The organism is Pseudomonas sp. IT-P171, from assembly GCF_949767765.1.
Taxonomy (GTDB): domain Bacteria; phylum Pseudomonadota; class Gammaproteobacteria; order Pseudomonadales; family Pseudomonadaceae; genus Aquipseudomonas; species Aquipseudomonas fluorescens_B.
Genome location: NZ_CATKQN010000009.1, coordinates 68,774 through 94,916 on the forward strand (window position 1 = coordinate 68,774; position 26,143 = coordinate 94,916).

Sequence of the window (26,143 nt, forward strand, 5' to 3'; positions counted from 1 at the left end):
CGTGACAAAAAGAGGCCTCCTTCGGGAGGCCTTTTTTGTGCCCGCAATTCAGCGGCAACGCCCTACTCCTGTGGTGTTTGAGGGATCTCGAAAATCATTCCCGGATGTTTACAGCTTGGGCCAACCGCCGCCACTGACCTATGCTGCAATCCAACGCTTTCGTTTCTGGTCGATTTTATGGGTCGTGGTTTTCTATTGATGCTGCTGTTGATCGCCCTGCCCGCCGCAGCGCAGATCTATAAGTACACCGACGCCGCCGGGAACACCGCCTACAGCAATCAGCCGCCTGACGGCGTGAAGGCGGAGCCGGTCGAGTTACCGCCGCTCAATAGCGTCGAGAGCCAGACACCTGCCGCCCCACCTGTCGAAGCCACCAGCCGCGAACAGCCGCGCAGCGCCTACGAGGTGCTGGAGCTGACCAACTTGCCGACCACCGAGGCGCTGCGCGCCAACAACGGCACCTTCACCGTCAACGTGCTGATCAAACCCCGCCTGCAAGGTCCGCATTTATTCAGGTTGTTGCTGGACGATCAGCCTTATGGCCAGCCGAGCAACGTGCCGATTCTGCAACTGGTCAACATTGATCGCGGCACTCACAGCCTCGCGGTCCAGGTGATCGAGGGGGAAAACGTCGTCCAGCAGAGCCCGGTCCTGACCTTCACCGTCCAGCGAGTGCACAAGCCGTGAGGGGGTGGCTGTTGCTCGCCTGCCTGGTCGTACTGCCCGTGTCGGCCGAAGTCTTCACCTACATCGACGCCCAGGGCAATCGGGTCTTCACTGACCAGCCCGGCTCCCGCAACGCCAAACGCGTGCCGCTGGCGACGAGCAACAGCATGTCCGCCAACCCGACCGGCGCAGCGCCAGTGATTGCCGGAAAAAAAAACGAAACCAAGCCGCTGTTCCGCTACGAACTGCTCAGAGTGCTGGTGCCCGAGCCCGACGCCACGGTTCGTAGCAGCGCTGGCGAGCTGATCGTCAGCGTCACCAGCGAACCCGGCTTGCAACGGGGTCATCGATACCGTTTGTTGCTGGACGGGCAGCCCACCGCAGAACCCGGCCCGAGTCCGGTATTTGCCTTGAGCAACATCGACCGTGGCAGCCATAACCTGTCGGTAGAAATTCTCGATGAGCGCGGCCGCATCGTCGAGCGTACGGCCAATCAGCCGTTTCACATGCTGCGCATCTCCCTCGCGCAGAAACGCCAGGTCAAACCCTGCACGCTGACCGACTACGGCCAACGACCGGAATGTCCGCTCAAAGACAAACCCGGAGAAGAAAAAAATCCCTTCCTGCGCTTCTTCTAACGCCATTCAGCTTTGCGCACTATATTGGTGCAATAGCTTGCACCGTACCCACATTCCAACCCATTTTGGTTCGAAAGTACCCGCAAAAGCTGGCAGAACGCCACGCAAACGAGCGTCAAACGCCCGTTTCAGGCCTTTAACGCTTCTTTTCGGAGCCTTGGTTTGGTTTTTGCATTTTCCTCGCATCAGCGCTTTATTCATGCGCGCGCCCTGCTCCAAAAGAGGTCCCGATGACCATTAGCGACGCACTACACCGTTTGCTACTCGACAACCTCACCACCGCCACCATTCTGCTCGATGCCGAACTGCGCCTTGAGTACATGAACCCGGCGGCAGAGATGCTCCTGGCCATCAGCGGTCAGCGAAGCCATGGGCAGTTCATCAGCGAGTTGTTCACTGAATCCACCGAGGCGTTGAATTCCCTGCGTCAGGCGGTCGAGCAGGCGCACCCGTTCACCAAGCGCGAAGCGATGCTCACGGCCCTCACCGGCCAGACGCTGACCGTCGATTACGCGGTAACACCGATCCTGGCCAACGGCGCCACCATGCTGCTGCTGGAAGTCCATCCACGAGACCGCTTGTTGCGGATCACCAAGGAAGAGGCGCAGCTGTCGAAACAGGAAACCAGCAAGATGCTGGTGCGCGGCCTCGCTCACGAAATCAAGAATCCGCTGGGAGGGATTCGCGGCGCAGCCCAGTTGCTCGCCCGCGAACTGCCGGAAGAGAGCCTGCGCGATTACACCAACGTCATCATTGAAGAAGCCGACCGCCTGCGAAACCTCGTGGACCGCATGCTCGGCTCCAACAAACTGCCTTCGCTGGCCATGTGCAACGTCCACGAAGTGCTGGAACGTGTCTGTCATTTGGTCGAGGCGGAAAGCCAAGGCTGCATCACGCTGGTGCGCGATTACGACCCGAGCATTCCCGACGTGCTGATCGACCGCGAGCAGATGATTCAGGCCGTCCTGAACATTGTGCGCAACGCGATGCAGGCCATCAGCAGCCAGAACGAGCTGCGCCTGGGCCGCATCACTTTGCGCACCCGCGCCATGCGCCAGTTCACCATCGGCCACGTGCGCCATCGCCTGGTGACCAAGATCGAAATCATCGACAACGGTCCCGGCATTCCTGCAGACCTGCAGGAAACCATCTTCTTTCCCATGGTCAGCGGCCGTCCGGACGGTACCGGGCTGGGCCTGGCCATTACCCAGAACATCATCAGCCAGCACCAGGGCCTGATCGAATGTGACAGCCATCCAGGCCACACCACCTTCTCGATCTTTCTGCCACTGGAACAAGGAGCCACATCGACATGAGCCGTAGTGAAACCGTGTGGATCGTCGATGACGACCGTTCTATCCGTTGGGTCCTGGAAAAAGCCTTGCAACAAGAAGGCATGACCACGCAAAGCTTCGACAGCGCCGATGGCGTGATGAGCCGTCTGGCGCGCCAGCAGCCGGACGTGATCATCTCCGACATCCGCATGCCGGGGGCCAGCGGTCTGGACCTTCTGGCGCGGATTCGCGAGCAACACCCACGGTTGCCAGTGATCATCATGACTGCGCACTCCGATCTGGACAGCGCTGTCGCGTCCTATCAGGGCGGTGCGTTCGAGTACCTGCCCAAGCCGTTCGACGTGGACGAAGCCGTGTCGCTGGTCAAGCGCGCCAACCAGCACGCCCAGGAACAGCAAGGCCTGGAAGTCCCGGTTGCCCTGACCCGCACACCCGAAATCATCGGTGAAGCGCCGGCGATGCAGGAAGTGTTTCGCGCCATCGGGCGCCTGAGTCACTCCAACATTACCGTGTTGATCAACGGTGAATCGGGCACGGGTAAAGAGCTGGTGGCCCACGCCCTGCACCGTCACAGCCCACGGGCGGCTTCGCCGTTCATTGCGCTGAACATGGCGGCGATTCCGAAGGATCTGATGGAGTCCGAACTGTTCGGCCATGAAAAGGGTGCGTTCACCGGCGCGGCCAATCTGCGTCGCGGACGGTTCGAGCAGGCGGACGGCGGCACGCTGTTCCTTGATGAAATCGGCGACATGCCGGCTGACACACAAACCCGTTTGCTGCGCGTGCTGGCCGACGGCGAGTTCTATCGCGTCGGCGGTCATGTGCCGGTGAAGGTTGATGTACGAATCATCGCCGCGACGCACCAGAATCTGGAAACCCTGGTGCACGCCGGGAAATTCCGTGAAGACTTGTTCCACCGCCTCAACGTGATCCGCATTCATATACCGCGGCTGTCGGACCGTCGCGAAGACATCCCGACGCTCGCCAAGCACTTCCTCAGCCGCGCCGCGCAAGAACTGGCGGTAGAGCCGAAGCTGCTGAAAAGTGAAACAGAGGAATACCTGAAGAACCTGCCGTGGGGCGGCAACGTGCGTCAGCTGGAGAATACCTGCCGCTGGATCACGGTGATGGCTTCGGGTCGCGAAGTGCACATCAGCGACCTGCCGCCGGAGTTGCTGAGCCTGCCCCAGGATTCAGCGCCAGTGACCAACTGGGAACAAGCGCTGCGTCAGTGGGCTGACCAGGCGCTGGCTCGCGGTCAGTCGAGCCTGCTCGACACGGCAGTGCCGGCCTTCGAACGGATCATGATCGAAACCGCACTCAAGCATACCGCTGGCCGCCGCCGCGATGCCGCCGTTTTGCTGGGTTGGGGGCGTAATACCCTGACGCGCAAGATCAAGGAGCTGGGGATGAAGGTGGATGGCGGGGATGATGATGAAGGAGAAGAGGGTTAACCGGCTGTTAGTACTTCGCTGCCAGTGAGATCCAATCGCGGGCTTGCCCGCGATGCTTTTGGCGGCCGAATGCACCGCCGCAAGGCACCGTGAACCGCAATCGCGCACGCCAACTGATCCGAAATCCTGCCTTCGTTCGCAATCGAACCCTTATCGAAAAAACACGAAAGCCCCGTAATACGGGGCTTTCGGCGTTTCAATCAGTGTTTCTGTTTCAACTTGTTAAAACCTGGCACGCCCCCTGCAATAGTCCATTCAGTGATTCAGTTCACTACCCGGTTTCGGGGACCTTGGTACAGGCAGGCCGGGGATTCCCCTCTTTACATCGGGCTCATACCGCACTTGCGACGAGCCCAAACAGTTTTGGGGCCCTTGATACAGGCAGGTCAGGGGTTCCTTCTTTACACCGGGCTCACGACGCAATGCGCGAGCCCTCCCGTTTTGGGAACCTTGGTACAGGCAGGCCGGGGATTCCCTCTTTTATTGCTCTCGGAGATGGATCTCCAGCCGCCAGCGGTCATCGACCTCGCTACCGGCCCACTCACCCTGCAGTGGCCGGGCCGCCACGACCGACAGCAACAGCCCCCCGTCACTCGAACGCACCCGCCAGTTCACGCTCTTGTCGTTGAGCTTGAGCTGACCTTTCTGCGCCTTGCCCTCAGCCTCGAACAGCAACGCCAGGCTGCCGTCCACAAACTCGCCGTGGGACTTGGGTTCGTTGTTGAACCACACCACCAGCCCGTCGCTCGTCACGTCGACTTGCTGCAGTTCGCTGGGGTCGGGCGTGGTCAGGCGGCCGATCATCAGCCCCACCATCACCCCGACAATCGCCAGCGAACCCATCACCCGCGGGAATAGTTTCGAACGCGGGTCCGCTTGCGGCGTAGAATGCGCGTCATCTTTACCTTCGGAGCCGTGCATGTTTCACGTCATCCTTTTCCAACCAGAAATTCCGCCGAATACCGGCAACGTTATCAGGCTGTGCGCCAACAGTGGCTGCCACCTGCATTTGATCGAACCGCTGGGCTTCGAGATGGATGACAAACGCCTGCGCCGGGCCGGCCTCGACTACCACGAGTATGCCACCCTGCAACGCCATGCAGACCTCGCCAGCTGCCTGGAAAGCCTTGGTCATCCGCGGCTGTTTGCCTTTACCACCAAGGGTTCGCGGCCGTTCCACGACGCGAGCTTTGCCGAGGGCGACGCGTTCCTGTTCGGTCCGGAAAGCCGTGGCCTGCCGGCTGAAGTGCTCGACGCCCTGCCTGGTGAACAACGCCTGCGCCTGCCGATGCGCGAAGGCTGCCGCAGCCTGAACCTGTCGAACACCGTGGCGGTTGCCGTCTACGAAGGCTGGCGTCAGCTCGGTTTCAAGTAACACCCATAACAAATGTGGGAGCGAGCCTGCTCGCGAAGAGGGCGTGTCAGTCGACATCAATACCGACTGAAACACCGCTTTCGCGAGCGGGCTCGCTCCCACATGGGTGTTGCTGAACCGCTTACTGAACGGTCGGAGTCTCGCCCGCCGCCTGCATGCGTTGCAGCTCTTGTGCGTACAGCGCATCGAAGTTCACCGGAGCCAGCATCAGGGCCGGGAACGAACCACGGGTCACCAGGCTGTCCAGGGTTTCGCGAGCGTACGGGAACAGGATGTTCGGGCAGAACGCGCCGAGGGTGTGGCTCATCGAAGCGTCGTCCAGGTTCTTGATCAGGAAGATCCCGGCCTGTTGCACTTCAGCGATGAACGCCACTTCGCCGTTTTCACCGTTCTTCACGGTAACCGACAAGGTCAGTACGACCTCGTGGAAGTCACCTTCCAAGGCCTTTTGACGAGTGTTCAGATCCAGACCGACGCTCGGTTCCCACTGCTGGCGGAAGATCGCCGGGCTTTTCGGGGCTTCGAACGACAAGTCACGTACGTAGATGCGCTGCAAGGAGAATTGCGGTGCGGTGTCTTCTTCGCTGGCTGCAGTGTTCTGTTGGTCAGTCATCTCAGATCCTTTCTGATCTTGGGGTCTTATAGGGAAGGCATTCAGGCCTTGAGCATGGCGTCGAGCTTGCCGGCGCGCTCCAGGGCAAACAAATCATCACAGCCGCCAACGTGGGTGCTGCCGATCCAGATCTGCGGCACGGACGTACGTCCGGCCTTCTGGGCCATGGCGGCGCGCACCTGCGGCTTGCCATCGACCTTGATCTCTTCGAAGGCCACGCCTTTGTTCTCGAGCAAGTACTTGGCTCGCGAGCAGTAAGGGCAGTAATCGCTGGAATAGACGACGACGTTGCTCATATCACTTCACCAGCGGCAGGTTGTCGCCTTTCCAGCTGGAAATACCGCCGGACAGCTTGGCGGCGGTGAAGCCGGACTTCATCAGCTCGCGGGCATGCGTGCCGGCGGTCTGGCCCATGGCGTCGACCAGGATGATGGTCTTGGCCTTGTGCTTTTCCAGTTCGGCGACGCGAGCGGCCAGTTTGTCGTGAGGAATGTTCAACGCGCCAACAATGTGACCGGCGGCGAAATCCTTGACCGGACGAATGTCGATCACAACACCCGCGTCCTTGTTGACCAGCCCGGTCAGTTCACCGGTGCTCAGGCTGCGGCCGCCGCCTTGCATTTGATAAGCGATCAGCAACGCCAGCAGTACGACGAAGATACCGACGAGCAGATAGTGGTTAGTGGCAAATTCAATCAGGTGAGCAACCATCGAAGGAGGTTCCAGGGCGTTAAAATGTCGGCCAGTATACACAGCCACTATGGTGGGCCAAACCCCGTCCAGCGGTGACGCCGTCGGAACTTCGCTTTAAACTGCCACTCCCTTTTCCATTGCCCTCTTTTAACTCAGCCACGAGTGGAATCCATGACTACCACGCCTAAACCTTTGGTCCTGATTATTCTCGACGGCTTCGGTCACAGTGACAGCCCTGAGTCCAACGCCGTGTTTGCGGCCAAGAAGCCCGTACTGGACCGTTTGTGGGCCACCGTGCCGAACGGCCTGATCTCGGGCAGTGGCATGGACGTCGGCCTGCCGGATGGCCAGATGGGCAACTCCGAAGTCGGCCACATGAACCTCGGTGCCGGCCGTGTTGTGTATCAGGACTTTACGCGCGTGACCAAATCGATCCGCGACGGCGAGTTTTTCGAGAACCCGACTATCTGCGCCGCGGTGGATAAAGCCGTAGCTGCCGGCAAAGCCGTGCACTTCATGGGCCTGCTGTCCGATGGCGGCGTGCACAGTCACCAGGATCACCTGGTCGCCATGGCCGAACTGGCCTACAAGCGCGGCGCGGAGAAAATCTACCTGCACGCCTTCCTCGATGGCCGCGATACGCCACCGAAAAGCGCCCAGTCGTCCATCGAATTGCTCGACGCGACCTTCCAGGCCCTCGGCAAAGGCCGGATTGCCAGCATCATCGGCCGTTACTTCGCCATGGACCGCGACAACCGCTGGGACCGCGTATCCCAGGCTTACAATCTGATCGTCGATGGCAACGGTGAATTCAACGCCGCCACCGCTCAGGAAGGCCTGCAAGCCGCGTACGAACGTGGCGAGAGCGACGAATTCGTCAAAGCCACCTCCATCGGTGAGCCGGTGAAAGTCGAAGACGGCGACGCCGTGGTGTTCATGAACTTCCGCGCCGACCGCGCGCGCGAGCTGACCCGCGTGTTCGTCGAAGACGATTTCAAGGAATTCGAGCGGGCACGCCAGCCGAAACTGGCCGGTTTCGTCATGCTCACCCAATACGCCGCCAGCATTCCTGCGCCTTCGGCCTTCGCCGCCGGCAGTCTGGACAACGTGCTCGGTGACTACCTGGCAAAAAACGGCAAGACCCAGCTGCGCATCGCCGAAACCGAGAAATATGCCCACGTGACCTTCTTCTTCTCCGGCGGTCGTGAAGAACCGTTCCCGGGTGAAGAGCGCATCCTGATCCCGTCGCCGAAAGTCGCCACCTATGACCTGCAGCCGGAAATGAGCGCGCCGGAAGTCACCGACCGCATCGTCGATGCCATCGAAAACCAGCGTTACGATGTGATCGTGGTCAACTACGCCAACGGCGACATGGTTGGCCACAGCGGTGTGTTTGATGCCGCGGTGAAAGCCGTGGAATGCCTGGACCTGTGCGTCGGCCGCATCGTCGATGCCCTGGAAAAAGTCGGCGGCGAAGCGCTGATTACGGCCGACCACGGCAACGTCGAGCAAATGTCCGATGCCTCCACTGGCCAGGCACACACTGCTCACACCACCGAGCCAGTGCCGTTCATCTATGTCGGCAAGCGGAAATTCAAGGTGCGTGATGGCGGCGTGCTGGCGGATGTCGCGCCGACGATGCTGATGCTGCTGGGGATGGAAAAACCATCTGAAATGACCGGCACATCGATTCTGGTGTAACCAGATCCATCTGACGACGCCAAACCCTGTGGGAGCGAGCCTGCTCGCGATAGCCATCTGACAGCCAACATCATTGTTGAATGTCAGGGCTCCATCGCGAGCAGGCTCGCTCCCACAGCGGTTTTGGAGTGTTTTCAGAGGCAACACCGCTCCAGTTATCACACAGCCCCAATTGGGCGTTTTTTTTGCAGCGTGGGGCGGGCATACTAGGCCGTCCCTTTCCCTGGTATCACCCGCCTCTATGCTTCGCGTCCTGATAGCCCTTGCTCTGACTTGCCTGCTCCAACCGGCCTTTGCTGACGAGCGCGCGCAAACCCAACAACAGTTGGACGCCACGCGTCAGGACATTGCCGAGCTGAAAAAACTGTTGGGCAAGCTCCAGGAAGAAAAATCCGGTGTGCAGAAAGACCTCAAGGGCACCGAGACCGAGATGGGCAAGCTCGAGAAGCAGGTCGAAGCCCTGCAAAAAGAGCTGAAGAAAAGCGAATCCGAGCTGCAGCGTCTCGATGGTGAGAAAAAAAAACTCCAGAGCGCGCGCATTGAACAGCAACGACTGATCGCCATTCAGGCCCGCGCGGCCTACCAGAACGGCCGTCAGGAGTACTTGAAGCTATTGCTCAACCAGCAGAACCCGGAAAAATTCGCCCGCACCCTCACCTATTACGACTACCTGAGCCAGGCCCGCCTGGAGCAGCTGAAGAATTTCAACGAAACCCTGCGCCAACTGGCCAATGTCGAAAAGGACATTTCCCTGCAGCAAGCGCAATTGCTGGTGCAGAAGAGCAGCCTCGACAGCCAGCGTGATGAACTCGACAAAGTCCGTCAGGAACGCCAGCGAGTCCTGGCCAAGCTGAGTGACGACGTAAAGGCTCGCGACCAGAAGCTGGCCGCCCGCGAGCAGGATCAGGCGGACCTGTCTAAAGTCCTTAAAACCATTGAAGAAACCCTGGCCCGCCAGGCTCGAGAGGCAGAAGAGGCGCGGCAAAAAGCGCTGATCGCCCAGCAGGAAGCCGAAAAAAAGCGTTTACGTGAGGCCGAGGCTCAAGCAAATGCCACCGACGCCCCACGCAAACCCGTTAAATCAACACCCGGTGCGCTGGTTTCCAGTTCAGGCGAAACCTTCGGCGGCCCTTTTGCTTCAACTCGCGGCAAACTTCCGTGGCCGGTTGATGGTCGACTGCTGGCACGCTTTGGCGAAACCCGTGGCGACGACTCCCGAACCAAGTGGGACGGCGTGATGATCAGCGCCTCCGCCGGCAGCCAGGTGCATGCCGTGCATGGCGGACGCGTGGTGTTTGCCGACTGGTTGCGCGGTGCGGGGCTGCTGGTGATTCTCGACCACGGCAACGGTTTCCTGAGTCTTTACGGTCACAACCAGACGCTGCTCAAGTCTGCGGGTGACGTGGTAAAAGCCGGTGAGTCCATCTCCACTGTTGGCAGCAGTGGCGGGCAGGACACACCAGCGCTGTATTTCGCTATTCGTCAGCAGGGTCACCCGAGTGATCCGGCGCAATGGTGCCGCGCGCAAGGATAGGCGTTGAGTCACCTACATTAGGAGTTCGTTCGACATGCTGCATTTGTCCCGTCTTACCTCGCTGGCCCTGACGATCGCCCTGGTGATCGGCGCGCCTCTGGCGTTCGCTGCTCAACCGGCTCCGGCGGTCGCGCCTGCGGGCACTGCTGCGACCACCAAGGCGCCGTTGCCGCTGGAAGAGTTGCGCACCTTTGCCGAGGTCATGGATCGGATCAAGGCAGCCTATGTCGAGCCGGTGGACGACAAGACCCTGCTGGAAAACGCCATCAAGGGCATGCTCAGCAATCTCGATCCGCACTCCGCCTACCTGGGCCCGGAAGACTTCGCTGAATTGCAGGAAAGCACCAGCGGCGAATTCGGCGGCCTGGGCATCGAAGTCGGTGCCGAGGACGGCTTCATCAAGGTGGTTTCGCCTATCGATGACACCCCGGCCTCCAAGGCTGGCATTCAGGCCGGCGACTTCATCGTCAAGATCAACGGCCAGCCGACTCGCGGCCAGAGCATGACCGAAGCCGTGGACAAGATGCGCGGCAAGATCGGCCAGAAAATCACCCTGACCCTGGTTCGCGATGGCGGCACGCCGTTCGACGTGACCCTGGCCCGCGCCATCATTCAGGTGAAGAGCGTGAAGAGCCAGTTGCTGGAGTCCGGCTACGGCTACATCCGTATCACCCAGTTCCAGGTCAAGACAGGCGAAGAAGTCTCCAAGGCCCTGGCCAAGTTGCGCAAGGACAACGGCAAGAAACTCAAAGGCATCATCCTCGACCTGCGTAACAACCCGGGTGGCGTGCTACAGGCGGCGGTGGAAGTGGTCGACCACTTCATCACCAAAGGCCTGATCGTTTACACCAAGGGCCGCATCGCCAACTCCGAGTTGCGCTTCTCCGCCACCGGCAAGGACGAAAGCGAAGCCGTGCCAATGGTTGCGCTGATCAACGGCGGCAGTGCCTCGGCCTCGGAAATTGTTGCCGGCGCCCTGCAGGATCAGAAGCGCGCGGTGATCATGGGCACCACCAGTTTTGGTAAAGGTTCGGTGCAAACCGTGCTGCCGCTGAACAACGACCGCGCACTGAAGATCACCACGGCGCTGTACTACACGCCGAACGGTCGCTCGATCCAGGCCCAGGGCATCGTCCCGGACATCGAAGTACGCAAGGCCAAGATCACCAGCGAGCAGGACGGCGAGTACTTCAAGGAAGCCGATCTGCAAGGTCACCTGGGCAATGGCAACGGCGGCGCCGACAAACCGACCGGCTCCAGTGGCAAAGCCAAGGCGATGCCGCAGGATGATGATTACCAGTTGGCCCAGGCCTTGAGCCTGCTCAAAGGGTTGAGCATCACCTCCGGCCGCTGAGATGCGCCTGCGGCTGGCTCTCGGTCTGCTGTGCTGTCTGGCGGGTGTTGCTCACGCGGCGCCCGCCCCTCAAAAGGCCTACCTCACACTGGTCATCGATGACCTGGGGCAGAACCTGCCCCGGGATCGCCGCGTGCTGGCCCTGCCCGGCCCGGTAACCACCGCGATCATGCCCGACACGCCCCACGCCACCGAATTCGCCCGCGAAGCCCATCGCGCCGGCAAGATCGTCATCCTGCACATGCCCATGGACCCAGCCACGGGCCCGTTCGCCTGGCATCCCGACTTGCCCATCGACGAACTCGAAAAACGCCTCAATGCGGCGTTCAAGGTCGTGCCTTACACCGCGGGCATCAACAATCACATGGGCAGCCGGATGACTGCTCAAACCGCTGCCATGGCCTGGCTGATGGCGGATTTGCAGCGGCGGCACAAGTTCTTCCTCGACAGTCGAACCAGCGCGCAAACCGTGGGGGCGGCCGAGGCGCAGAAGATCGGGTTGGCGAGTGTTTCGCGGGATGTGTTCCTGGATGATGAGCGCACGGAAGCGGCGATTTTCACACAGTTACAGACCGCGATCAGCCTGGCGCGCAAACAGGGTTCGGCGGTAATGATCGGGCATCCGTATCCGCAGACACTGGCGGTGCTGGAGAGGGAACTGCCCAAGCTCAAGGCTCAGGGCATTGAGTGGATCGACATCAAGCAGATGATCAGCGTGCGCAGCAATCGCGCGACGGCTGCGCATGGAAAGGATGGCGTGTACCGCTAATCCGCAACAACACAAAACCACTGTGGGAGCGAGCCTGCTCGCGATGGCGGTGAATCAGCCAACAGTGATGTTGACTGACACTGCCTCATCGCGAGCAGGCTCGCTCCCACACTTGAACACGGTGGTATCAGAGATACCGCGCCATGATCTCGTCCACCACGCCTTCCTTGCGTAATTTATCCAGCGCGGCCTGCAGCTTGGCGACGGTTTCATCTGGCACGTTTTTGTTCAGCGCCAGGTACAACTCGGCGCTGTTGAAGCGCAGTACCGTCTTGAGCCCGGTCACGCCGTCCTGTCGAGCCAGATATCGCCCGGCCGGGTCGCCCGTGGCCCACAAGTCGATTTGACCGCTGGTCAGTTTCTTCGCGTTGTCCTGATCGCGCAGCACGACAATCGGCTTCAACCCTTGCTTGGCCAGCGTCTCGGCAATCGCATCGCCCTTGTACGCGCCAATCTTGTATTTGCGCGCATCTTCCAGCGTTTCCAGGCTGATTTTGCTGTCCGCCTTGGCCAGCATGATCCAGTCATCCGGGCCTATCGGGCCGACCCATTTGAAGAGCTTTTCGCGGTCCGGCAACCGCGCCATCACGAACACGCCATAACCCGGTTTCTCGAGGGCGAGCTTGTAGATTCGCTCCCAAGGGAAACGCAGCGTCAGGCTGTAGGTAATGTCGGCGCGCTTGAACATCTCACGGACGATGTCCACGGCGATGCCGTTGATGTTCTCGTCCTGAGCGAAGTTCTTGCCGTTCTTGGCCATGTTGTAAGGCGGGAAGTTTTCCGTCAGCAACACGAGGTCGGTGTCAGGATTTTCTGCAGCGTGCACTCCATTGATAAGCAATAGAGAGGCACTGGCGAGGGCAAGAAGAAGGCGTTTGAGCATATCTGGCTACCGAAATCCATGGCGTGCCCAAGAGTGCCCTGAGCCCGCCATGATGTCCACTGGCCTGTATCGGTTTGTTTAGCGCATCACGATGCCGCGATGAGCCATGTAGGCCTTGGCTTCCTGCACGGTGTATTCGCCGAAGTGGAAAATACTCGCCGCCAATACCGCGCTGGCGTGGCCTTCGAGAATGCCGTCTGCCAAATGCTGCAGGTTGCCGACACCGCCGGAGGCGATCACCGGAATACCCAGCGCATCGCTGATGGCGCGGGTCACGCCCAGGTCGAAACCGTTTTTCATGCCGTCCTGATCCATGCTGGTCAGCAGGATTTCACCGGCACCCAGGCCTTCCATCTTCTTCGCCCACTCGACGGCGTCGAGACCGGTTGGCTTGCGCCCGCCGTGGGTGAAGATTTCCCAGCGCGGGGTTTCGCCCGGACCGGAGACTTTCTTGGCATCGATGGCGACGACGATGCATTGCGAACCGAAATGCTGCGCCGCTTCGCCAACGAATTCCGGATTGAAAACCGCAGCGGTGTTGATCGAAACCTTGTCCGCGCCGGCATTCAGCAGATTGCGAATATCCTGCACAGTGCGCACGCCACCGCCCACAGTCAGCGGAATAAACACCTGGCTCGCCATGCGTTCAACGGTGTGCAACGTGGTGTCGCGACCATCGACACTGGCGGTGATGTCGAGAAAGGTAATCTCGTCGGCACCCTGCTCGTCGTAGCGACGGGCGATTTCCACCGGGTCACCGGCGTCACGAATGTTCTCGAACTTGACGCCCTTGACCACCCGGCCGTTGTCCACGTCCAGGCAAGGGATGATGCGTTTGGCCAGCGCCATGGTCAGTCCTCAGCCTTTGTACGAATCGCAGAAAGCTTGCGCTTCAGCAACGTCGAGGGTGCCTTCGTAGATCGCCCGGCCGGTGATCGCGCCGATGATGCCTGGCGCCTTGGCGTCGAGCAGCGACTTGATGTCACCCAGATTGTGGATACCGCCGGAAGCGATCACCGGAATGCGCGTGGCAGCAGCCAGCGCTGCGGTGAACGGTACGTTGCAGCCCTGCATCATGCCGTCTTTGGCGATGTCGGTATAAACGATCGCGGACACGCCGTCGGCTTCAAACTGCTTGGCCAGGTCAATGACCTGAACGGTGCTGATTTCAGCCCAGCCGTCGGTGGCAACAAAACCGTCCTTGGCGTCCAGGCCGACGATCACCTTGCCCGGGAACGCGCGGCAGGCTTCAGCCACGAAAGCCGGATCTTTCACGGCTTTGGTGCCGATGATCACGTAGCTCACGCCCGCTTTCACGTAGTGCTCGATGGTTTCCAGGGAGCGGATACCGCCGCCGATCTGGATCGGCAGGTTCGGGTAGCGCTTGGCGATGGCCGTGACCACTTCGCCGTTGACCGGCTGGCCTTCGAAGGCGCCGTTCAGGTCGACCAGATGCAGACGACGGCAACCGCCCTCCACCCACTTGGCAGCCATGCTCACCGGGTCATCGGAGAACACTGTGGAATCTTCCATGCGGCCCTGGCGCAGACGAACACAGGCACCGTCCTTGAGATCGATAGCGGGAATAATCAGCATCTGGCAAACCTTCAAATTCGATTGTTCAGCTTCGCTCGAAAATCAGTTTTTCTCGAGCGCCCACAGGTCGCTTTCGATGCTTTCGAACCTCTCTTTGAGGTGCGTCTGCACATCGAAAATCGCCCTGTTGTAATAGTGCGGAGCAATTTCGCGAGTAAACAGCTCAAGAATTTCGGCCGCCTCGAACGAACCCAGGTCCAGTTCGAAGCGATCCTCCATGAAGCGTTTGATCTTGTGATTGGCCTCACTCTCCTGTTCGGGAGTGAGGGTCAGGATCGGCGGCTTCTTCTTGACAGCCATTTACCAGCGACCATCCCACGCAGCGAAGTTCTGCAGCAATTGCAGGCCATGGGTATGGCTCTTCTCCGGGTGGAACTGCACGGCGAAACGCGAGCCATCGGCCAGCGCCGCAGCGAAATCGACACCGTAGTGCCCGCCACCCACCACCTGCCGCGCATTGCCGGCAGCGATGTAGTAGCTGTGCACGAAGTAGAAACGCGCCAGGTCCGGAATGTTGTGCCACAGCGGATGCGAGATCGTCTGCTTCACTTCGTTCCAGCCCATGTGCGGGACCTTCAGGTGTTCGCCGTCTTCATGCAGGTCTTTGCCGAAGAACTTCACCGCGCCCGGGAACAGGCCGATGCAGTCGACGCCGTCGTTCTCTTCGCTGCTGTCGAGCAAGGCTTGCATGCCGACGCAGATGCCGAGGAACGGACGGTCCTGGCTGACTTCACGCACCAGCGAATCGAAGCCCAGGCGACGGATTTCCGCCATGCAATCGCGAATCGCGCCGACGCCGGGAAAAACCACCCGGTCGGCTTCGCGAATCACGTCGGCATCGCTGGTGATCAGGACCTTGCCGGCACCGACGTGCTCGAGGGCCTTGGCCACCGAGTGCAGGTTGCCCATGCCGTAATCGATAACCGCGACCGTCTGCATTACAGAACGCCTTTGGTCGACGGCATCTGACCGGCCATGCGGTCATCGAGCTCTACGGCCATGCGCAGGGCGCGGCCGAATGCCTTGAACACGGTTTCGATCTGGTGGTGGGTGTTGGTGCCACGCAGGTTGTCGATGTGCAGGCTGACCAGCGCATGGTTGACGAAGCCCTGGAAGAATTCCTGGAACAGGTCAACGTCGAAACCGCCAACGGTGGCGCGGGTATAGGGAACATGCATCTGCAGGCCTGGACGGCCGGAGAAGTCGATCACCACGCGCGACAGCGCTTCATCGAGCGGCACGTAGGCATGGCCGTAGCGACGGATGCCTTTCTTGTCGCCGATGGCTTTGGCAAAGGCCTGACCCAAGGTGATACCGACGTCTTCCACGGTGTGGTGGTCGTCGATATGCAGGTCACCCTTGCTGACGATATCCAGGTCGATCAGCCCGTGACGGGCGATCTGGTCCAGCATGTGCTCAAGAAAAGGAACACCGATATCAAATCGGGCCTTTCCGGTGCCATCCAGGTTGATCGAGGCTTTGATCTGGGTTTCCAGAGTGTCGCGCTCGACTGACGCCTTACGTTCGGCCATCACCAGCTCCGCAAAATCATTGGGCGAAAAAGGCAGCCATTATAGGGGCGCGGGCGGGAAACAGAAACACGGGAGGTGATATCACTGACGGAGTGAATCCGGGCGTGTCGGGGATAGACATGTCCATACAAGCCAATCGGACGGAATACAAAACAAATGTGGGAGCGAGCCTGCTCGCGATGAGGCCATGACATTCAACATCTCTGTCGACTGTCAGACCGCTATCGCGAGCAGGCTCGCTCCCACAGGGGTGATGCGCTTGCCGTTTACTTAGTGGAACAGCACTGCCGTCTTCTGCAGGGTCACCCAGACACCCCACGCCAACGGAATCCCCACCACCAGCCACGCAGCAATCGCCAACGGCTTGGTACCCGGCGCCGCTTTCCACTCCAGCACAGTGCTGGCGTCAGCGCCCTTGTCATGGCCCAGCGCCTGTTCGGCGGCCAGTTCGGCGTCGGTCATAAAGTACTTATCGGCGACCGGACGCACCAGCAGGTTGCAGATGAAACCCAGCACCAACAGGCCCGCGAGGATGTACAAGGTGATGTCATAGGCCGCGGCGCGTTCAACGCCGATGCTCAGTTGATATTCACGCAGGTAGTTCACCAACACCGGACCCAGCACGCCTGCGGCAGCCCATGCCGTCAGCAGACGACCGTGGATCGCGCCGACCATTTGCGTACCGAACAGGTCTGCCAGGTAAGCCGGCACCGTCGCGAAACCACCGCCGTACATCGACAGGATGACGCAGAACGCCGCCACGAACAGCGCAACGTTGCCCAGGTGACCGAGGTTCGGGATCAGCGCGTACAGCGCGAAACCGAGAGCGAAGAACACAAAGTAAGTGTTTTTGCGGCCCAGGTAGTCCGAGAACGACGCCCAGAAGAACCGGCCGCCAATGTTGAACAGGCTCAGCAAACCGGTGAAACCGGCAGCAATCGCCGCGATCGAGGCCAGTTGCCCGGCATCCAGCTGACCAAACGTCTGGTCAGTGCCCAGCAATTTGCCCGCGAACACTTCCTGCAACAGTGGCGAAGCCATGCCGAGAATGCCGATACCGGCGGATACGTTCAGGCACAGCACCAGCCACACCAGACGGAATTGCGGGGTTTTCCACGCCACATTCACGTGCACGTGACGATGGGTGATCATCGCGTTCGAAGCTTTCTTCGCCGGAGCGGTCCAGCCTTCAGGCTTCCAGCCGGTTGGCGGAACGCGATAGGACAGTGCGCCGCCAATCATGAACACGAAGTAGATCGCGGCCATCACCAGGAAGCTCTGCCACACGCCCACGCTTTCTGCCGATGCGAAGTGACCCATCAAGGCCGCCGCCAGCGGAGCACCGACCATCGCGCCGCCACCGAAACCCATGATCGCCATGCCGGTCGCCATGCCGCGCTTGTCCGGGAACCACTTGATCAGGGTCGAAACGGGCGAGATGTAACCCAGGCCCAGGCCGATACCGCCAATGACCCCGGAGCCGATCCACATCAGCCAGATCTGGTGCGTGTACACGCCCAACGCCGAAATCAGCAGGCCACCACACCAGCACAGAGCCGACACAACGCCAGCTTTGCGCGGCCCGGCGTGTTCCAGCCAGCCGCCCCAGATCGCTGCGGAACAGCCGAGGAAGATGAAGAACAGGGTGTAGATCCAGCCGAGCATCGAGATCGGCCAGTCGCATTGCGATGAGAAAACCTGCGAGATGAAGCTCATGTCCGGCGCGCAAGCCACTGCCTTGGTCACGCCCAGTGCCTTTGACAGCGGCAGCCAGAACACCGAAAAGCCGTAAGCCATGCCGATGCAGAGGTGGATGGCCAACGCGGCCGGTGGTACCAGCCAGCGGTTGAAACCGGGCTTGGCGATGATGCGCTCCTTGGACAGGAACGAGGGCTGGTCGGCGTTGAGGCCGTCCGCCGTGATGCTCGTGGTCATTGTGTATCCCCCAATTATTAGTATGGTTCGCCAGCACTCTTCACCCCCCAGCCTTATGCGCACGCATGACTGTTTTTAAGGTGAAGCTCCATTTTGGTGCGACATCACGTCGCAGAAGGACGGACGAACTGGCAGAGGTTACCATTTGCACGTGACAGAAAAACCAAACTGATATCACCTTTTCTAAAGTCGTCTGTTCTCGTACCACTGAAGGAACCGCCATGCCTATCATCGTCGAGCTGCTGAACGAAGCCACCTATCAGGATCAGCAGGATCTACAGAAAATCTACCGTGACGCGCCCGAATGGCTGTTCGCCCCGTTCGCCGGCGATGTGCAGTTGATTGAAGGCTGCCTGCGGGACGGTTCGCTGATCGGCGGGCGTTTCAACGATCGCCTGTTGGGGGCCGCACGCCTGCAAAGGCACCAGGACGTCTGGCATCTTTCCCAGCTATGCGTGAGAAAAATCACCCGTCGTCGCGGGGTAGCTGAACGGCTGGTGAACGAAGCCCAGGCAATGGCGTCCCAATCGGGCGCGACATTACGCCTGCTGGCGCCTGCCGGGCACCTTGAGGCACAAGCCCTGGCGGCCAAGTTGAAAGTGCCGCTGGATACACTGCCGGACTGATCGCTGACCGGTCGTCCGCTTCGGGGCGCTATACTCCCCGGCTATATTCGAATTCGACTAACTACAAGGACTCGCCCATGAAAGCGTTCGGCAAAATCCTGGGTCTGGTACTTCTCGGGCTGTTGCTGATCATTGTGGCGCTGGGCTTTGCCCTGACCCACCTCTTCGATCCCAACGACTATAAAGACGAGATCCGCCAGATTGCCCGCGACAAGGCCCACATCGAGCTGACGCTCAATGGCGATATCGGCTGGAGCCTGTTCCCGTGGCTCGGCCTGGAATTGCACGAAGCCAGTGTCGCGACCCTGGCCAAGCCCACTGAACCGTTCGCTGACTTGCAGATGCTCGGCCTGTCGGTGCGCGTGCTGCCACTGCTGCGCCGTGAAGTGCAGATGAGCGATGTTCGCGTCGAAGGCCTGAACCTGCGCCTTAACCGTGACAAGGATGGCCACGGCAACTGGGAAGACATCGGCAAGGCTCCCACGACTGCCGCTCCGACTGCGCCTCCCGTCACTCCCGGCAAACCTGCACCGGAAACCACCGTCCAGGTGGAAAAACCGGCGCAACCGATTCGCCTGGACATCGACAGCCTGACCGTCAATAACGCCCGCGTTGAATACAGCGACGAGAAGACCGGAAAGCAGTTCAGCGCCGAAAGCATCCAGCTGAGCACCGGGCCGGTTCACGATTCCACCAACATCCCGGTCAAACTCACCGCGTTCCTCGGCACCAACCAGCCGGTTCTGCGGGTGCGTACCGAACTCAGTGGCGAGCTGCGTTTCGAGCGCGCCCTGCAACGCTACAAATTCGAAGATATGAAGCTGTCCGGTGAAGTCGCCGGCGATCCGCTGCAAGGCAAAACCGTGACTTTCGCCGCCCAAGGGCAGTTGTTGCTGGATAAAGCGGCAAACGTCGCCGAATGGACCGGCATCAAGATTTCTGCCAACCAGCTGCGCGCACTGGGTGAGCTGAAGGTCAACGACCTCGACAAGACACCGCAAATCAACGGCGGCATTTCGATTGCCCAGTTCGACCTGGCGAAGTTCGTCGACAGCATCGGCCAGACACTCCCGGCCATGGCGGAGGGTAGCCTGAGCAAAGTCGAACTCGTCAGTCGCGTTGCCGGTACGCCGACCAGCGTGGTGTTCGACAGCATCAACCTGAAAGTCGACGACAGTACCTTCACCGGCCGCATTGCCGTCGAAGACTTCGCCAGGCAATCGCTGCGAGCGGTCCTCAAGGCTGACACGTTCAACGTCGACCGCTACCTGCCGCCAAAATCCGCCGAAGCCGACAGCGCAACCCAAGTGCGCAAGGCTGAAGTCGCCAGCACCGAAGCCGACGCCATGGCCGGCGCAGGTAGCACGCCGCTGCCGGACAAGCCCACCAAAGACGCGTGGAGCAGCGAGCGCCTGTTGCCGGTGGAGCGCCTGAGCAAACTCGACGTGGACGCTGACCTGACCTTTGGCCAGTTGACCCTCCAGAAACTTCCGATCCAGAACGCGGCACTCAAGGCCAATGGCAAGGAAGGCCTGCTGACCCTCGAGAATCTGCGCGGCGACCTGTACGACGGCACCTTCGAATCCAAGGGCACCCTCGATGTGCGCCAACAGACACCGGCGCTGAACATGCAGACGAGCATCCGCAAAGTGCCTGTGGAAAAAATCCTCGAAAGCCAGGGTAAAAATCCGCCGGTCAAAGGCCTGGTCACGCTCGACAGCAACCTGACCGGCAACGGCAACAGCCAGAAAGCGCTGATCGAAACCCTCAACGGCAACGCCAGTTTCGTCATCAACAACGGCGTGCTGCTCAATGCCAACCTCGAACAGCAACTGTGCAAAGGCATCGCCACGCTCAACCGCAAAACCCTCAGCGGCGAACCGCGAGGCAAGGACACACCGTTCCAGGAACTCAAGGGCAACCTGACTTTCCGCAATGGCGTGGCCAGCAACCCAGACCTGAAAGTGCGTATTCCGGGCATGACCGTGAAGGGTGACGGCGACGTCGACCTGCGGGTGCTGGGCATGGATTACCGCGTGGGCATCATCGTCGAAGGCGACACCAGCGCCATGCCGGATCCAGCCTGTCAGGTCGGAGACAAATTCGTCGGCATCGAATGGCCGTTGCGCTGCCGCGGCCCGCTGGAACTCGGCGCCAAGGCTTGCCGCCTCGACAATGAACGCATGGGCCAGGTCGCCACCAAAATGGCCGGCGACAAGATCAGCGAAAAGATCGACGAGAAGCTGGGCGACAAGGTCAGCCCTGAGCTGAAAAACGCATTGAAGGGGCTGTTCAAGCGATGAGAACCGAGCAGTTTTCATCGGCGGTGCTGGACTGGTACGACCGCCACGGCCGCCACGACTTGCCTTGGCAACAAGGCATCACACCGTATCGGGTGTGGGTCTCGGAAATCATGCTGCAGCAGACCCAGGTCAGCACCGTGCTGAATTACTTCGACCGTTTCATGGCCTCGCTGCCGACGGTCGAAGCGCTGGCCGCTGCGCCGGAAGATGAAGTGCTGCACCTGTGGACCGGCCTCGGTTACTACACCCGCGCGCGCAATTTGCAGAAAACCGCAAAGATCGTCGTTGCCGAGTACGGCGGCGAGTTTCCGCGGGATGTGGAAAAGCTGGTTGAGTTGCCGGGGATCGGCCTGTCCACGGCGGGCGCCATCGCCAGCCTGAGCATGGGCCTGCGGGCGCCGATCCTGGATGGCAACGTCAAACGGGTGCTGGCGCGGTTTACAGCGCAAGAGGGTTATCCCGGCGAGCCGAAGGTCGCCAAACAGCTGTGGGCGAACGCTGAGCGCTTCACGCCCCATGATCGGGTCAACGCCTACACCCAGGCGATGATGGATCTGGGCGCCACGCTTTGCACCCGCAGCAAACCGAGCTGCCTGCTCTGCCCGCTGGAAAAGGGCTGCGAAGCACACATGCTCGGCCTGGAAACCCGCTACCCGATCCCCAAACCGCGCAAAGCCGTGCCACAGAAGCGCACGCTGATGCCGATGCTCGCCAACGACGAGGGTGCGATTCTGCTTTACCGCCGCCCCTCCACAGGCTTGTGGGGCGGTCTCTGGAGCTTGCCGGAACTCGACGACCTCGATGACCTGCAGCATCTGGCTTCGCAGCACTCGCTGGAGCTGGGCAGCCAACAGGCGCTGCCGAGCCTGGTGCACACCTTCAGCCATTTTCAGTTATCCATCGAACCCTGGCTGGTTCAGGTCCAGGAGGCCGGCCATCACGTGGCCGAGGCCGACTGGCTCTGGTATAACCTCGCCACCCCGCCGCGCCTGGGCCTTGCCGCCCCGGTCAAAACCTTGCTCGAACGCGCGGCCGCCGTATTGAACGCAGGAGAGTCGTCATGACCCGCACCATCATGTGCCGCAAGTACAAAGAAGAACTGCCCGCCCTGGAGCGCGCGCCATTCCCGGGCGCAAAAGGCCAGGACATTTTTGACCACGTCTCGGCCAAGGCCTGGGCCGACTGGCAGAAACACCAGACCCTGCTGATCAACGAAAAACGCCTGAACATGATGAACGCCGAAGACCGCAAATACCTTCAGGGCGAGATGGACAAGTACTTCTCCGGCGAGGAATACGCCAAGGCTGACGGCTACGTTCCGCCGGCTGAATAATTCCGTTTTTTCGAGGGTCGGAACGTAAGCGACGGTAATAATTAAAATTTTTTTGAAAACTTTCTTGACGACCCCCTGAAAAACCAGTTTAATGCGCCCCGTTGCCCAGATAGCTCAGTCGGTAGAGCAGGGGATTGAAAATCCCCGTGTCGGCGGTTCGATTCCGTCTCTGGGCACCAAATACCGAAAACCCTGAATCGCAAGATTCAGGGTTTTTTTATGCCCGGGATTTGGTGATCACTGTCCCAGTCACTATCGAAGCGCCGGACAAAGCATCAATTCCCCACGCCCTGCCACTACGCCAGCCAGCGCCTGTAAAGCTTTCAAGAGCTGAGTCTCGACAGTCTCTCGGGTCTACCGGAACGCTCCGCATGCTTTAACGGAAATGGATGACATACGCTGACCATCGGATTGGGCAGTATCGGAGGAGGCGCTGCCGCATAACCGGGAGCAAAGACACAACAGGGATGTAGACAATGACTGACGCCATCAAACAGGACGTCGAAAACGCTGAGTTTTTTACTGAACAGGACATCAGGATTTTCAGCTTTGATATTCGGCAGTCGATGTTGCTGCACAGACTCGCCGAAGAACTGGCCGCCATCGGCGGGCCGCAGGTGCCAGGCGCCCAGTCCAAAGCCTCTCTGGCAGCCAGCGAATTAAAGCTCTCGCTTTCGACAGACCAATGCGAACTGCTGGCGACCTTCTCCAATGGCCTTGTTTGCGTGTTGATCTTTGAAGGGCTGCAAAAAATCACCGATGCCAGCCCACCAAATGAACTGCCAGACCTGGCATCCCTGGAAAATCGATACGACGTCCTTTGCCTGGCTGCCCGTAATCAGATCTTGTTGAAACTGGTGGATAACAGTGCCTTTGCCTATGACATGGACAACGAAGGAAAGCTGGTTCGATTGGTCGCCAACTTCAAGGGTGGCGGACTTACCAAAATCAATGCCGAGCCGGAAATCAAAGAACTGAGCTCCCATTCCGGCCTCGCGCTTGGCCCGCACACCGAGGCGCCTTACTGGTGCGCTGTGAACGCGAAAGACGGGCACTCGCCCTCTCCGTCGTCGCTCATACTTTCCGCCCTGTGGAACCCGAGCCTGGAACCTACACGGGTCATTCCGCTGCCTCCCATTCTGGAAAAAATCGGCGTCACCCACTGCCTGGCAGAAGGACGGTCATGTGATTACGGGCCAATAACGATAAAAGAGGGAATGAAATGTCTTGGGATTTAATAGGCATGTTGGCGCTTGTCGCTTTTTGCGCCGGTTTTTTTGATGCAATTGCCGGTGGTGGAGGCTTGATCACCTTGCCTGCCTTGTTTCTGGCCGGTGTAGATCCGATCAGCGCCATAGCAACGAACAAGTTCCAGGCCGCTTCGGCAACTGTTTCGGCCACTGTCACCTTTGCTCGCAAAGGAATGATCGAGTGGCGCGAAGGCCGTTTCCTGGTGATCTGCGGATTTATTGGCGGCGCCAGTGGTGCCTTGCTGGTCAGCTCTATTGATAAGCGCTATCTGGAAGTTTGCGTGCCGGTCATGCTGATTCTGGTGGCTATCTACTTTGCTCTCTCTCCCAAGCTGGCCAATGAAGATCGACGCAAGAGAATCGGCATTCTGCTTTTTTCGTTTACCGTCGCGCCGATCCTGGGCTTTTACGACGGCATATTTGGCCCCGGCGTGGGCTCTTTCTTTATTGTCGGGTTTGTACTCCTGTGCGGCTTGGGCATGATGCGGGCCATGAGTTTTACCAAACTGGCCAACGCCTCATGCAACCTGGGTTCTTTGTCGGTCTTCATTACCAAGGGTGTGATTATTTGGCCGATTGCCATAGCCATGGCATTGGCAGCCTTCATCGGCGCTCAATTGGGCGCACGAGCCGCTGTTCGCGTCGGTCCACGGCTGATCAAACCCATGTTGATCGTGGTCTGCTGCGCTTTGGCCATCAAGCTGCTAAGCGTGGAAAGCAATCCTTTGCGCGTTGCGGTCCTCGAGTCGTTGGCTTGGTTGTGATTGCCGGCTATTCGGCGCTATTCCAATGAAAGACCAGATTGCGAGCCGCTCCGCTTCCCACATCCGCCGTATCACGTCGCTCCTCGCCATTGCGCGTTGCGATAACGGTGTACTTGCCAGGCGGCAATTGAACGTATACCAGCGGGCCAGCCTCACTCAGGGTCAGCACGGTTGGCCCTTGGGCTTTCTGAATGGCCACCTGAACATCGGGGACGTATTTGTTCTCGGGCCCAATCGCAAAAGTCATGTGCAGGTTGTAACCGGTGGCCTGCTGGATAGCCTTCGCCTCATCCTCGCCGACGCCACCGGAAAGATAGGCAACCCCGTTTTGCTCTTGCCGCTGAATTTGAACGCCTGAACTGTCGATCGGCTCCAGACTGGCCGCCTGCAGCATGACGGGAAACATCAACAGCCCCACGGCGGCGAGCGGCAGAATGAATGCATGGACGTGTTTCATGATGGGTACTCCCGGGCTCCGCAGAACCCATTCGTTACCTGATTTTGATTTCCCTGAGTGCGGGCGGTTTTAGATTGATTGGATCTTGCGGTCACTGCGAAATGGACTACACGATGTATTCCCCCAGCATGGATCGCCGTCGGAGCGATCCCGCAAAACCAATCGGGATTTCCTTCTGATTTACCAGCAGCGCCCGGCATCAACGCGCCTGCCTCTCCTGCAATCCTCTTCTGCCTGTTCACATCGACGCGGAAGACCTCATGAGCGCACTTAAACCCGATAACTCTCAAGACCCACAACTCGCCTCGCTATTAGGCAACCTTGGCGAACTGATCCGTGAGGCACGGCAGAAGGTGCTACGGGTGGTCGATACGGTCCAGGTGCAAACCTGCTGGCAGATTGGGAGGCATATTGTGGAGTTCGAGCAGGAGGGGGCCCGGCGGGCGGCATACGGAAAACGTTTACTTTCGACGCTCGCACAAGGCCTCACTGCCCAGTATGGAAAAGGTTTCGATGAGCGCAACCTGCGCTATATGCGGGACTTTTATCAGACCTTTCCAATTTGGGACGCAGTGCGTTCCGAATTGAGTTGGACCCACTATCGCCGATTGCTGCGTGTCGATAACGACCACGCCCGTCACTGGTACATGAACGAGTCAGCCATTCAAAACTGGTCATCCCGCGCCCTGGAACGCCAGATCAACACTCTCTACTACGAACGCTTGCTGACAAGCCGCGACCGACCTGCAGTCCAACAGGAAGCCGCTACTAATATCCAGAAAATGAAAGCACAGCCACGGGATTTCATCAGGGATCCGGTGATGCTGGAGTTTCTTGGCTCGACCAACGCGGGGCTAACTCAGGAAACCAATCTCGAACAGGCACTGATCCATCAGCTTCAAGCCTTTCTGCTTGAACTGGGCAAGGGCTTTGCCTTCATCGCTCGCCAACAACGCATCAGCACCGAAAGCAAAGACTTCTACATCGATCTGGTGTTCTACAACTACCTGCTGAAGTGTTTCGTCATCTTCGATCTGAAGCGCGGCGAACTGACCCATCAGGATGTCGGCCAAATGGACATGTACGTACGCATGTATGACGACCTCAAACGCGGACCGGAGGATGGCCCCACCGTTGGCATCATTCTCTGCGCGCAAAAAGATGAATCGGTGGTCCGATACTCTGTACTGAAAGACAACGAACAACTTTTCGCCAGCAAATACAAAACAGTCCTGCCCAGCGAAGACGAACTGCGCGCGGAACTGGACAGGGAACAGGCTGCAATCGAAGAGCGACTGCTCGATCAGATCCCCTTATAACCGCGGATGGATTGTTCATAAGCGGTGTGAAGACTATCGTTGGCAGCTACCCG

Annotated in this window: 28 protein-coding genes and 1 tRNA gene; 17 read left to right on the forward strand and 12 right to left on the reverse strand. The window is 59.5% G+C overall.

Annotated elements, in window-relative coordinates; genetic code table 11:
- Positions 1-177: 177 nt before the first annotated feature.
- From ACM6I5_RS07520 to ntrC, 4 genes are all read left to right on the forward strand, one after another.
- The gene (locus tag ACM6I5_RS07520; protein ID WP_017336067.1) at positions 178-687 is read left to right on the forward strand and encodes a DUF4124 domain-containing protein; all 510 of its coding nucleotides are present in this window, start codon (positions 178-180) and stop codon (positions 685-687) included.
- Positions 684-1,304 carry a DUF4124 domain-containing protein gene (locus tag ACM6I5_RS07525; protein WP_414883480.1) on the forward strand — a complete coding sequence of 207 codons (621 nt, stop codon included), beginning with the start codon at positions 684-686 and terminating at the stop codon, positions 1,302-1,304. Before ACM6I5_RS07520 ends, ACM6I5_RS07525 begins: the two co-directional genes overlap by 4 nt.
- A 230-nt stretch (positions 1,305-1,534) precedes the next feature.
- Positions 1,535-2,620: a nitrogen regulation protein NR(II) gene (gene glnL, locus ACM6I5_RS07530; RefSeq protein WP_017336065.1), complete on the forward strand. Its 1,086-nt coding sequence runs from the start codon at positions 1,535-1,537 to the stop codon at positions 2,618-2,620.
- Positions 2,617-4,053, forward strand: coding sequence for a nitrogen regulation protein NR(I) (ntrC, locus tag ACM6I5_RS07535; RefSeq protein ID WP_017336064.1), 1,437 nt, complete (start codon positions 2,617-2,619; stop codon positions 4,051-4,053). The genes glnL and ntrC overlap by 4 nt, the downstream gene beginning before the upstream one ends.
- Before the next feature lie 480 nt (positions 4,054-4,533).
- Here ntrC and ACM6I5_RS07540 read toward each other — a convergent pair whose 3' ends face one another.
- Positions 4,534-4,974: a hypothetical protein gene (locus ACM6I5_RS07540; RefSeq protein ID WP_017336063.1), complete on the reverse strand. Its 441-nt coding sequence runs from the start codon at positions 4,972-4,974 to the stop codon at positions 4,534-4,536.
- On the opposite strand from ACM6I5_RS07540, the gene ACM6I5_RS07545 reads away from it, so the two are divergent.
- A complete protein-coding gene (locus tag ACM6I5_RS07545; RefSeq protein ID WP_007949025.1) occupies positions 4,973-5,428 on the forward strand; it encodes a tRNA (cytidine(34)-2'-O)-methyltransferase in 456 nt (151 codons plus the stop codon). The two genes, ACM6I5_RS07540 and ACM6I5_RS07545, sit on opposite strands and share 2 nt — an antisense overlap.
- Positions 5,429-5,549: 121 nt before the next feature.
- Here ACM6I5_RS07545 and secB read toward each other — a convergent pair whose 3' ends face one another.
- Genes secB through ACM6I5_RS07560 form a run of 3 tightly spaced genes read right to left on the reverse strand, consistent with a single transcriptional unit; the run spans position 5,550 to position 6,752 of the window.
- Complete coding sequence (gene secB / locus ACM6I5_RS07550) at positions 5,550-6,041, reverse strand: protein-export chaperone SecB (RefSeq protein WP_017336062.1); 492 nt, start codon at positions 6,039-6,041, stop codon at positions 5,550-5,552.
- 41 nt (positions 6,042-6,082) lie between these two features.
- Positions 6,083-6,337, reverse strand: a complete 255-nt coding sequence (gene grxC / locus ACM6I5_RS07555; RefSeq protein WP_008149430.1) for a glutaredoxin 3 — start codon at positions 6,335-6,337, stop codon at positions 6,083-6,085.
- Between the two features lies 1 nt (position 6,338).
- Complete coding sequence (locus tag ACM6I5_RS07560; protein WP_008024918.1) at positions 6,339-6,752, reverse strand: rhodanese-like domain-containing protein; 414 nt, start codon at positions 6,750-6,752, stop codon at positions 6,339-6,341.
- Positions 6,753-6,905: 153 nt separating this feature from the next.
- On the opposite strand from ACM6I5_RS07560, the gene gpmI reads away from it, so the two are divergent.
- The 4 genes from gpmI to ACM6I5_RS07580 all read left to right on the forward strand — a co-directional run bounded on the left by gpmI (position 6,906) and on the right by ACM6I5_RS07580 (position 12,092).
- The gene (gene gpmI, locus ACM6I5_RS07565) at positions 6,906-8,435 is read left to right on the forward strand and encodes a 2,3-bisphosphoglycerate-independent phosphoglycerate mutase (RefSeq protein WP_414883481.1); all 1,530 of its coding nucleotides are present in this window, start codon (positions 6,906-6,908) and stop codon (positions 8,433-8,435) included.
- 241 nt (positions 8,436-8,676) lie between these two features.
- The gene (locus tag ACM6I5_RS07570; protein WP_017336060.1) at positions 8,677-9,969 is read left to right on the forward strand and encodes a murein hydrolase activator EnvC family protein; all 1,293 of its coding nucleotides are present in this window, start codon (positions 8,677-8,679) and stop codon (positions 9,967-9,969) included.
- Between the two features lie 34 nt (positions 9,970-10,003).
- Complete coding sequence (locus tag ACM6I5_RS07575; protein ID WP_017336059.1) at positions 10,004-11,323, forward strand: S41 family peptidase; 1,320 nt, start codon at positions 10,004-10,006, stop codon at positions 11,321-11,323.
- Position 11,324: 1 nt separating this feature from the next.
- A complete protein-coding gene (locus tag ACM6I5_RS07580; RefSeq protein WP_414883482.1) occupies positions 11,325-12,092 on the forward strand; it encodes a divergent polysaccharide deacetylase family protein in 768 nt (255 codons plus the stop codon).
- A 127-nt stretch (positions 12,093-12,219) separates the two neighbouring features.
- Here the strand turns inward: ACM6I5_RS07580 and ACM6I5_RS07585 are convergent, their stop codons facing one another.
- From ACM6I5_RS07585 to ACM6I5_RS07615, 7 genes are all read right to left on the reverse strand, one after another.
- The gene (locus tag ACM6I5_RS07585) at positions 12,220-12,975 is read right to left on the reverse strand and encodes a substrate-binding periplasmic protein (RefSeq protein ID WP_017336057.1); all 756 of its coding nucleotides are present in this window, start codon (positions 12,973-12,975) and stop codon (positions 12,220-12,222) included.
- A gap of 78 nt (positions 12,976-13,053) precedes the next feature.
- Positions 13,054-13,824, reverse strand: coding sequence for an imidazole glycerol phosphate synthase subunit HisF (gene hisF / locus ACM6I5_RS07590; RefSeq protein WP_007897430.1), 771 nt, complete (start codon positions 13,822-13,824; stop codon positions 13,054-13,056).
- Positions 13,825-13,833: 9 nt separating this feature from the next.
- The gene (hisA, locus tag ACM6I5_RS07595; RefSeq protein ID WP_017336056.1) at positions 13,834-14,571 is read right to left on the reverse strand and encodes a 1-(5-phosphoribosyl)-5-[(5-phosphoribosylamino)methylideneamino]imidazole-4-carboxamide isomerase; all 738 of its coding nucleotides are present in this window, start codon (positions 14,569-14,571) and stop codon (positions 13,834-13,836) included.
- Between the two features lie 42 nt (positions 14,572-14,613).
- Positions 14,614-14,871, reverse strand: coding sequence for a DUF2164 domain-containing protein (locus ACM6I5_RS07600; RefSeq protein ID WP_008005317.1), 258 nt, complete (start codon positions 14,869-14,871; stop codon positions 14,614-14,616).
- On the reverse strand, positions 14,872-15,510 hold the full coding sequence (gene hisH, locus ACM6I5_RS07605) for an imidazole glycerol phosphate synthase subunit HisH (RefSeq protein ID WP_084318199.1): 639 nt from the start codon (positions 15,508-15,510) through the stop codon (positions 14,872-14,874).
- Entirely contained in the window at positions 15,510-16,103 is a 594-nt protein-coding gene (gene hisB / locus ACM6I5_RS07610; protein WP_003218037.1) for an imidazoleglycerol-phosphate dehydratase HisB, read from the reverse strand. Before hisB ends, hisH begins: the two co-directional genes overlap by 1 nt.
- Before the next feature lie 270 nt (positions 16,104-16,373).
- On the reverse strand, positions 16,374-18,038 hold the full coding sequence (locus ACM6I5_RS07615; RefSeq protein WP_017336054.1) for an OFA family MFS transporter: 1,665 nt from the start codon (positions 18,036-18,038) through the stop codon (positions 16,374-16,376).
- Positions 18,039-18,259: 221 nt separating this feature from the next.
- On the opposite strand from ACM6I5_RS07615, the gene ACM6I5_RS07620 reads away from it, so the two are divergent.
- The 7 genes from ACM6I5_RS07620 (at position 18,260) to ACM6I5_RS07650 (ending at position 24,314) form a co-directional block, all read left to right on the forward strand.
- Positions 18,260-18,664: an acetyl-CoA sensor PanZ family protein gene (locus ACM6I5_RS07620; RefSeq protein ID WP_414883483.1), complete on the forward strand. Its 405-nt coding sequence runs from the start codon at positions 18,260-18,262 to the stop codon at positions 18,662-18,664.
- 77 nt (positions 18,665-18,741) lie between these two features.
- The gene (locus ACM6I5_RS07625) at positions 18,742-20,967 is read left to right on the forward strand and encodes an AsmA family protein (protein WP_414883484.1); all 2,226 of its coding nucleotides are present in this window, start codon (positions 18,742-18,744) and stop codon (positions 20,965-20,967) included.
- Positions 20,964-22,031 (forward strand): A/G-specific adenine glycosylase, encoded by a 1,068-nt coding sequence (gene mutY / locus ACM6I5_RS07630; protein ID WP_414883485.1) that lies wholly within the window; start codon positions 20,964-20,966, stop codon positions 22,029-22,031. The genes ACM6I5_RS07625 and mutY overlap by 4 nt, the downstream gene beginning before the upstream one ends.
- Positions 22,028-22,300 (forward strand): oxidative damage protection protein, encoded by a 273-nt coding sequence (locus tag ACM6I5_RS07635; protein ID WP_010464608.1) that lies wholly within the window; start codon positions 22,028-22,030, stop codon positions 22,298-22,300. Before mutY ends, ACM6I5_RS07635 begins: the two co-directional genes overlap by 4 nt.
- A gap of 103 nt (positions 22,301-22,403) precedes the next feature.
- Positions 22,404-22,479 (forward strand) — tRNA-Phe (locus tag ACM6I5_RS07640).
- A 297-nt stretch (positions 22,480-22,776) separates the two neighbouring features.
- On the forward strand, positions 22,777-23,538 hold the full coding sequence (locus ACM6I5_RS07645; protein ID WP_414883486.1) for a hypothetical protein: 762 nt from the start codon (positions 22,777-22,779) through the stop codon (positions 23,536-23,538).
- A complete protein-coding gene (locus ACM6I5_RS07650; RefSeq protein WP_414883487.1) occupies positions 23,523-24,314 on the forward strand; it encodes a TSUP family transporter in 792 nt (263 codons plus the stop codon). The genes ACM6I5_RS07645 and ACM6I5_RS07650 overlap by 16 nt, the downstream gene beginning before the upstream one ends.
- Positions 24,315-24,321: 7 nt before the next feature.
- On the opposite strand, the gene ACM6I5_RS07655 is transcribed toward ACM6I5_RS07650, so the two are convergent.
- Positions 24,322-24,771, reverse strand: a complete 450-nt coding sequence (locus ACM6I5_RS07655; protein ID WP_414879909.1) for a carboxypeptidase regulatory-like domain-containing protein — start codon at positions 24,769-24,771, stop codon at positions 24,322-24,324.
- 260 nt (positions 24,772-25,031) lie between these two features.
- Here ACM6I5_RS07655 and ACM6I5_RS07660 point away from each other — a divergent pair, with 260 nt between their 5' ends.
- Entirely contained in the window at positions 25,032-26,090 is a 1,059-nt protein-coding gene (locus ACM6I5_RS07660) for a PDDEXK nuclease domain-containing protein (RefSeq protein ID WP_414883488.1), read from the forward strand.
- Positions 26,091-26,143: the final 53 nt, after the last annotated feature.

What these genes read in the sequence shown, in the direction of transcription:
- ntrC (WP_017336064.1), top strand. Translation starts at nt 2,617, where the DNA reads ATGAGCCGTAGTGAAACCGTGTGGATCGTCGATGACGACCGTTCTATC.
- gpmI (WP_414883481.1), top strand. Translation starts at nt 6,906, where the DNA reads ATGACTACCACGCCTAAACCTTTGGTCCTGATTATTCTCGACGGCTTC.
- ACM6I5_RS07645 (WP_414883486.1), top strand. Translation starts at nt 22,777, where the DNA reads ATGACTGACGCCATCAAACAGGACGTCGAAAACGCTGAGTTTTTTACT.
- ACM6I5_RS07560 (WP_008024918.1), bottom strand. Translation starts at nt 6,752, where the DNA reads ATGGTTGCTCACCTGATTGAATTTGCCACTAACCACTATCTGCTCGTC.
- ACM6I5_RS07620 (WP_414883483.1), top strand. Translation starts at nt 18,260, where the DNA reads ATGCCTATCATCGTCGAGCTGCTGAACGAAGCCACCTATCAGGATCAG.
- hisF (WP_007897430.1), bottom strand. Translation starts at nt 13,824, where the DNA reads ATGGCGCTGGCCAAACGCATCATCCCTTGCCTGGACGTGGACAACGGC.
- ACM6I5_RS07520 (WP_017336067.1), top strand. Translation starts at nt 178, where the DNA reads ATGGGTCGTGGTTTTCTATTGATGCTGCTGTTGATCGCCCTGCCCGCC.
- ACM6I5_RS07660 (WP_414883488.1), top strand. Translation starts at nt 25,032, where the DNA reads ATGAGCGCACTTAAACCCGATAACTCTCAAGACCCACAACTCGCCTCG.
- ACM6I5_RS07580 (WP_414883482.1), top strand. Translation starts at nt 11,325, where the DNA reads ATGCGCCTGCGGCTGGCTCTCGGTCTGCTGTGCTGTCTGGCGGGTGTT.
- grxC (WP_008149430.1), bottom strand. Translation starts at nt 6,337, where the DNA reads ATGAGCAACGTCGTCGTCTATTCCAGCGATTACTGCCCTTACTGCTCG.
- hisB (WP_003218037.1), bottom strand. Translation starts at nt 16,103, where the DNA reads ATGGCCGAACGTAAGGCGTCAGTCGAGCGCGACACTCTGGAAACCCAG.
- ACM6I5_RS07655 (WP_414879909.1), bottom strand. Translation starts at nt 24,771, where the DNA reads ATGAAACACGTCCATGCATTCATTCTGCCGCTCGCCGCCGTGGGGCTG.
- glnL (WP_017336065.1), top strand. Translation starts at nt 1,535, where the DNA reads ATGACCATTAGCGACGCACTACACCGTTTGCTACTCGACAACCTCACC.
- ACM6I5_RS07615 (WP_017336054.1), bottom strand. Translation starts at nt 18,038, where the DNA reads ATGACCACGAGCATCACGGCGGACGGCCTCAACGCCGACCAGCCCTCG.
- hisA (WP_017336056.1), bottom strand. Translation starts at nt 14,571, where the DNA reads ATGCTGATTATTCCCGCTATCGATCTCAAGGACGGTGCCTGTGTTCGT.
- hisH (WP_084318199.1), bottom strand. Translation starts at nt 15,510, where the DNA reads ATGCAGACGGTCGCGGTTATCGATTACGGCATGGGCAACCTGCACTCG.
- ACM6I5_RS07570 (WP_017336060.1), top strand. Translation starts at nt 8,677, where the DNA reads ATGCTTCGCGTCCTGATAGCCCTTGCTCTGACTTGCCTGCTCCAACCG.
- ACM6I5_RS07625 (WP_414883484.1), top strand. Translation starts at nt 18,742, where the DNA reads ATGAAAGCGTTCGGCAAAATCCTGGGTCTGGTACTTCTCGGGCTGTTG.
- secB (WP_017336062.1), bottom strand. Translation starts at nt 6,041, where the DNA reads ATGACTGACCAACAGAACACTGCAGCCAGCGAAGAAGACACCGCACCG.
- ACM6I5_RS07635 (WP_010464608.1), top strand. Translation starts at nt 22,028, where the DNA reads ATGACCCGCACCATCATGTGCCGCAAGTACAAAGAAGAACTGCCCGCC.
- mutY (WP_414883485.1), top strand. Translation starts at nt 20,964, where the DNA reads ATGAGAACCGAGCAGTTTTCATCGGCGGTGCTGGACTGGTACGACCGC.
- ACM6I5_RS07545 (WP_007949025.1), top strand. Translation starts at nt 4,973, where the DNA reads ATGTTTCACGTCATCCTTTTCCAACCAGAAATTCCGCCGAATACCGGC.
- ACM6I5_RS07600 (WP_008005317.1), bottom strand. Translation starts at nt 14,871, where the DNA reads ATGGCTGTCAAGAAGAAGCCGCCGATCCTGACCCTCACTCCCGAACAG.
- ACM6I5_RS07585 (WP_017336057.1), bottom strand. Translation starts at nt 12,975, where the DNA reads ATGCTCAAACGCCTTCTTCTTGCCCTCGCCAGTGCCTCTCTATTGCTT.
- ACM6I5_RS07540 (WP_017336063.1), bottom strand. Translation starts at nt 4,974, where the DNA reads ATGCACGGCTCCGAAGGTAAAGATGACGCGCATTCTACGCCGCAAGCG.
- ACM6I5_RS07650 (WP_414883487.1), top strand. Translation starts at nt 23,523, where the DNA reads ATGTCTTGGGATTTAATAGGCATGTTGGCGCTTGTCGCTTTTTGCGCC.
- ACM6I5_RS07575 (WP_017336059.1), top strand. Translation starts at nt 10,004, where the DNA reads ATGCTGCATTTGTCCCGTCTTACCTCGCTGGCCCTGACGATCGCCCTG.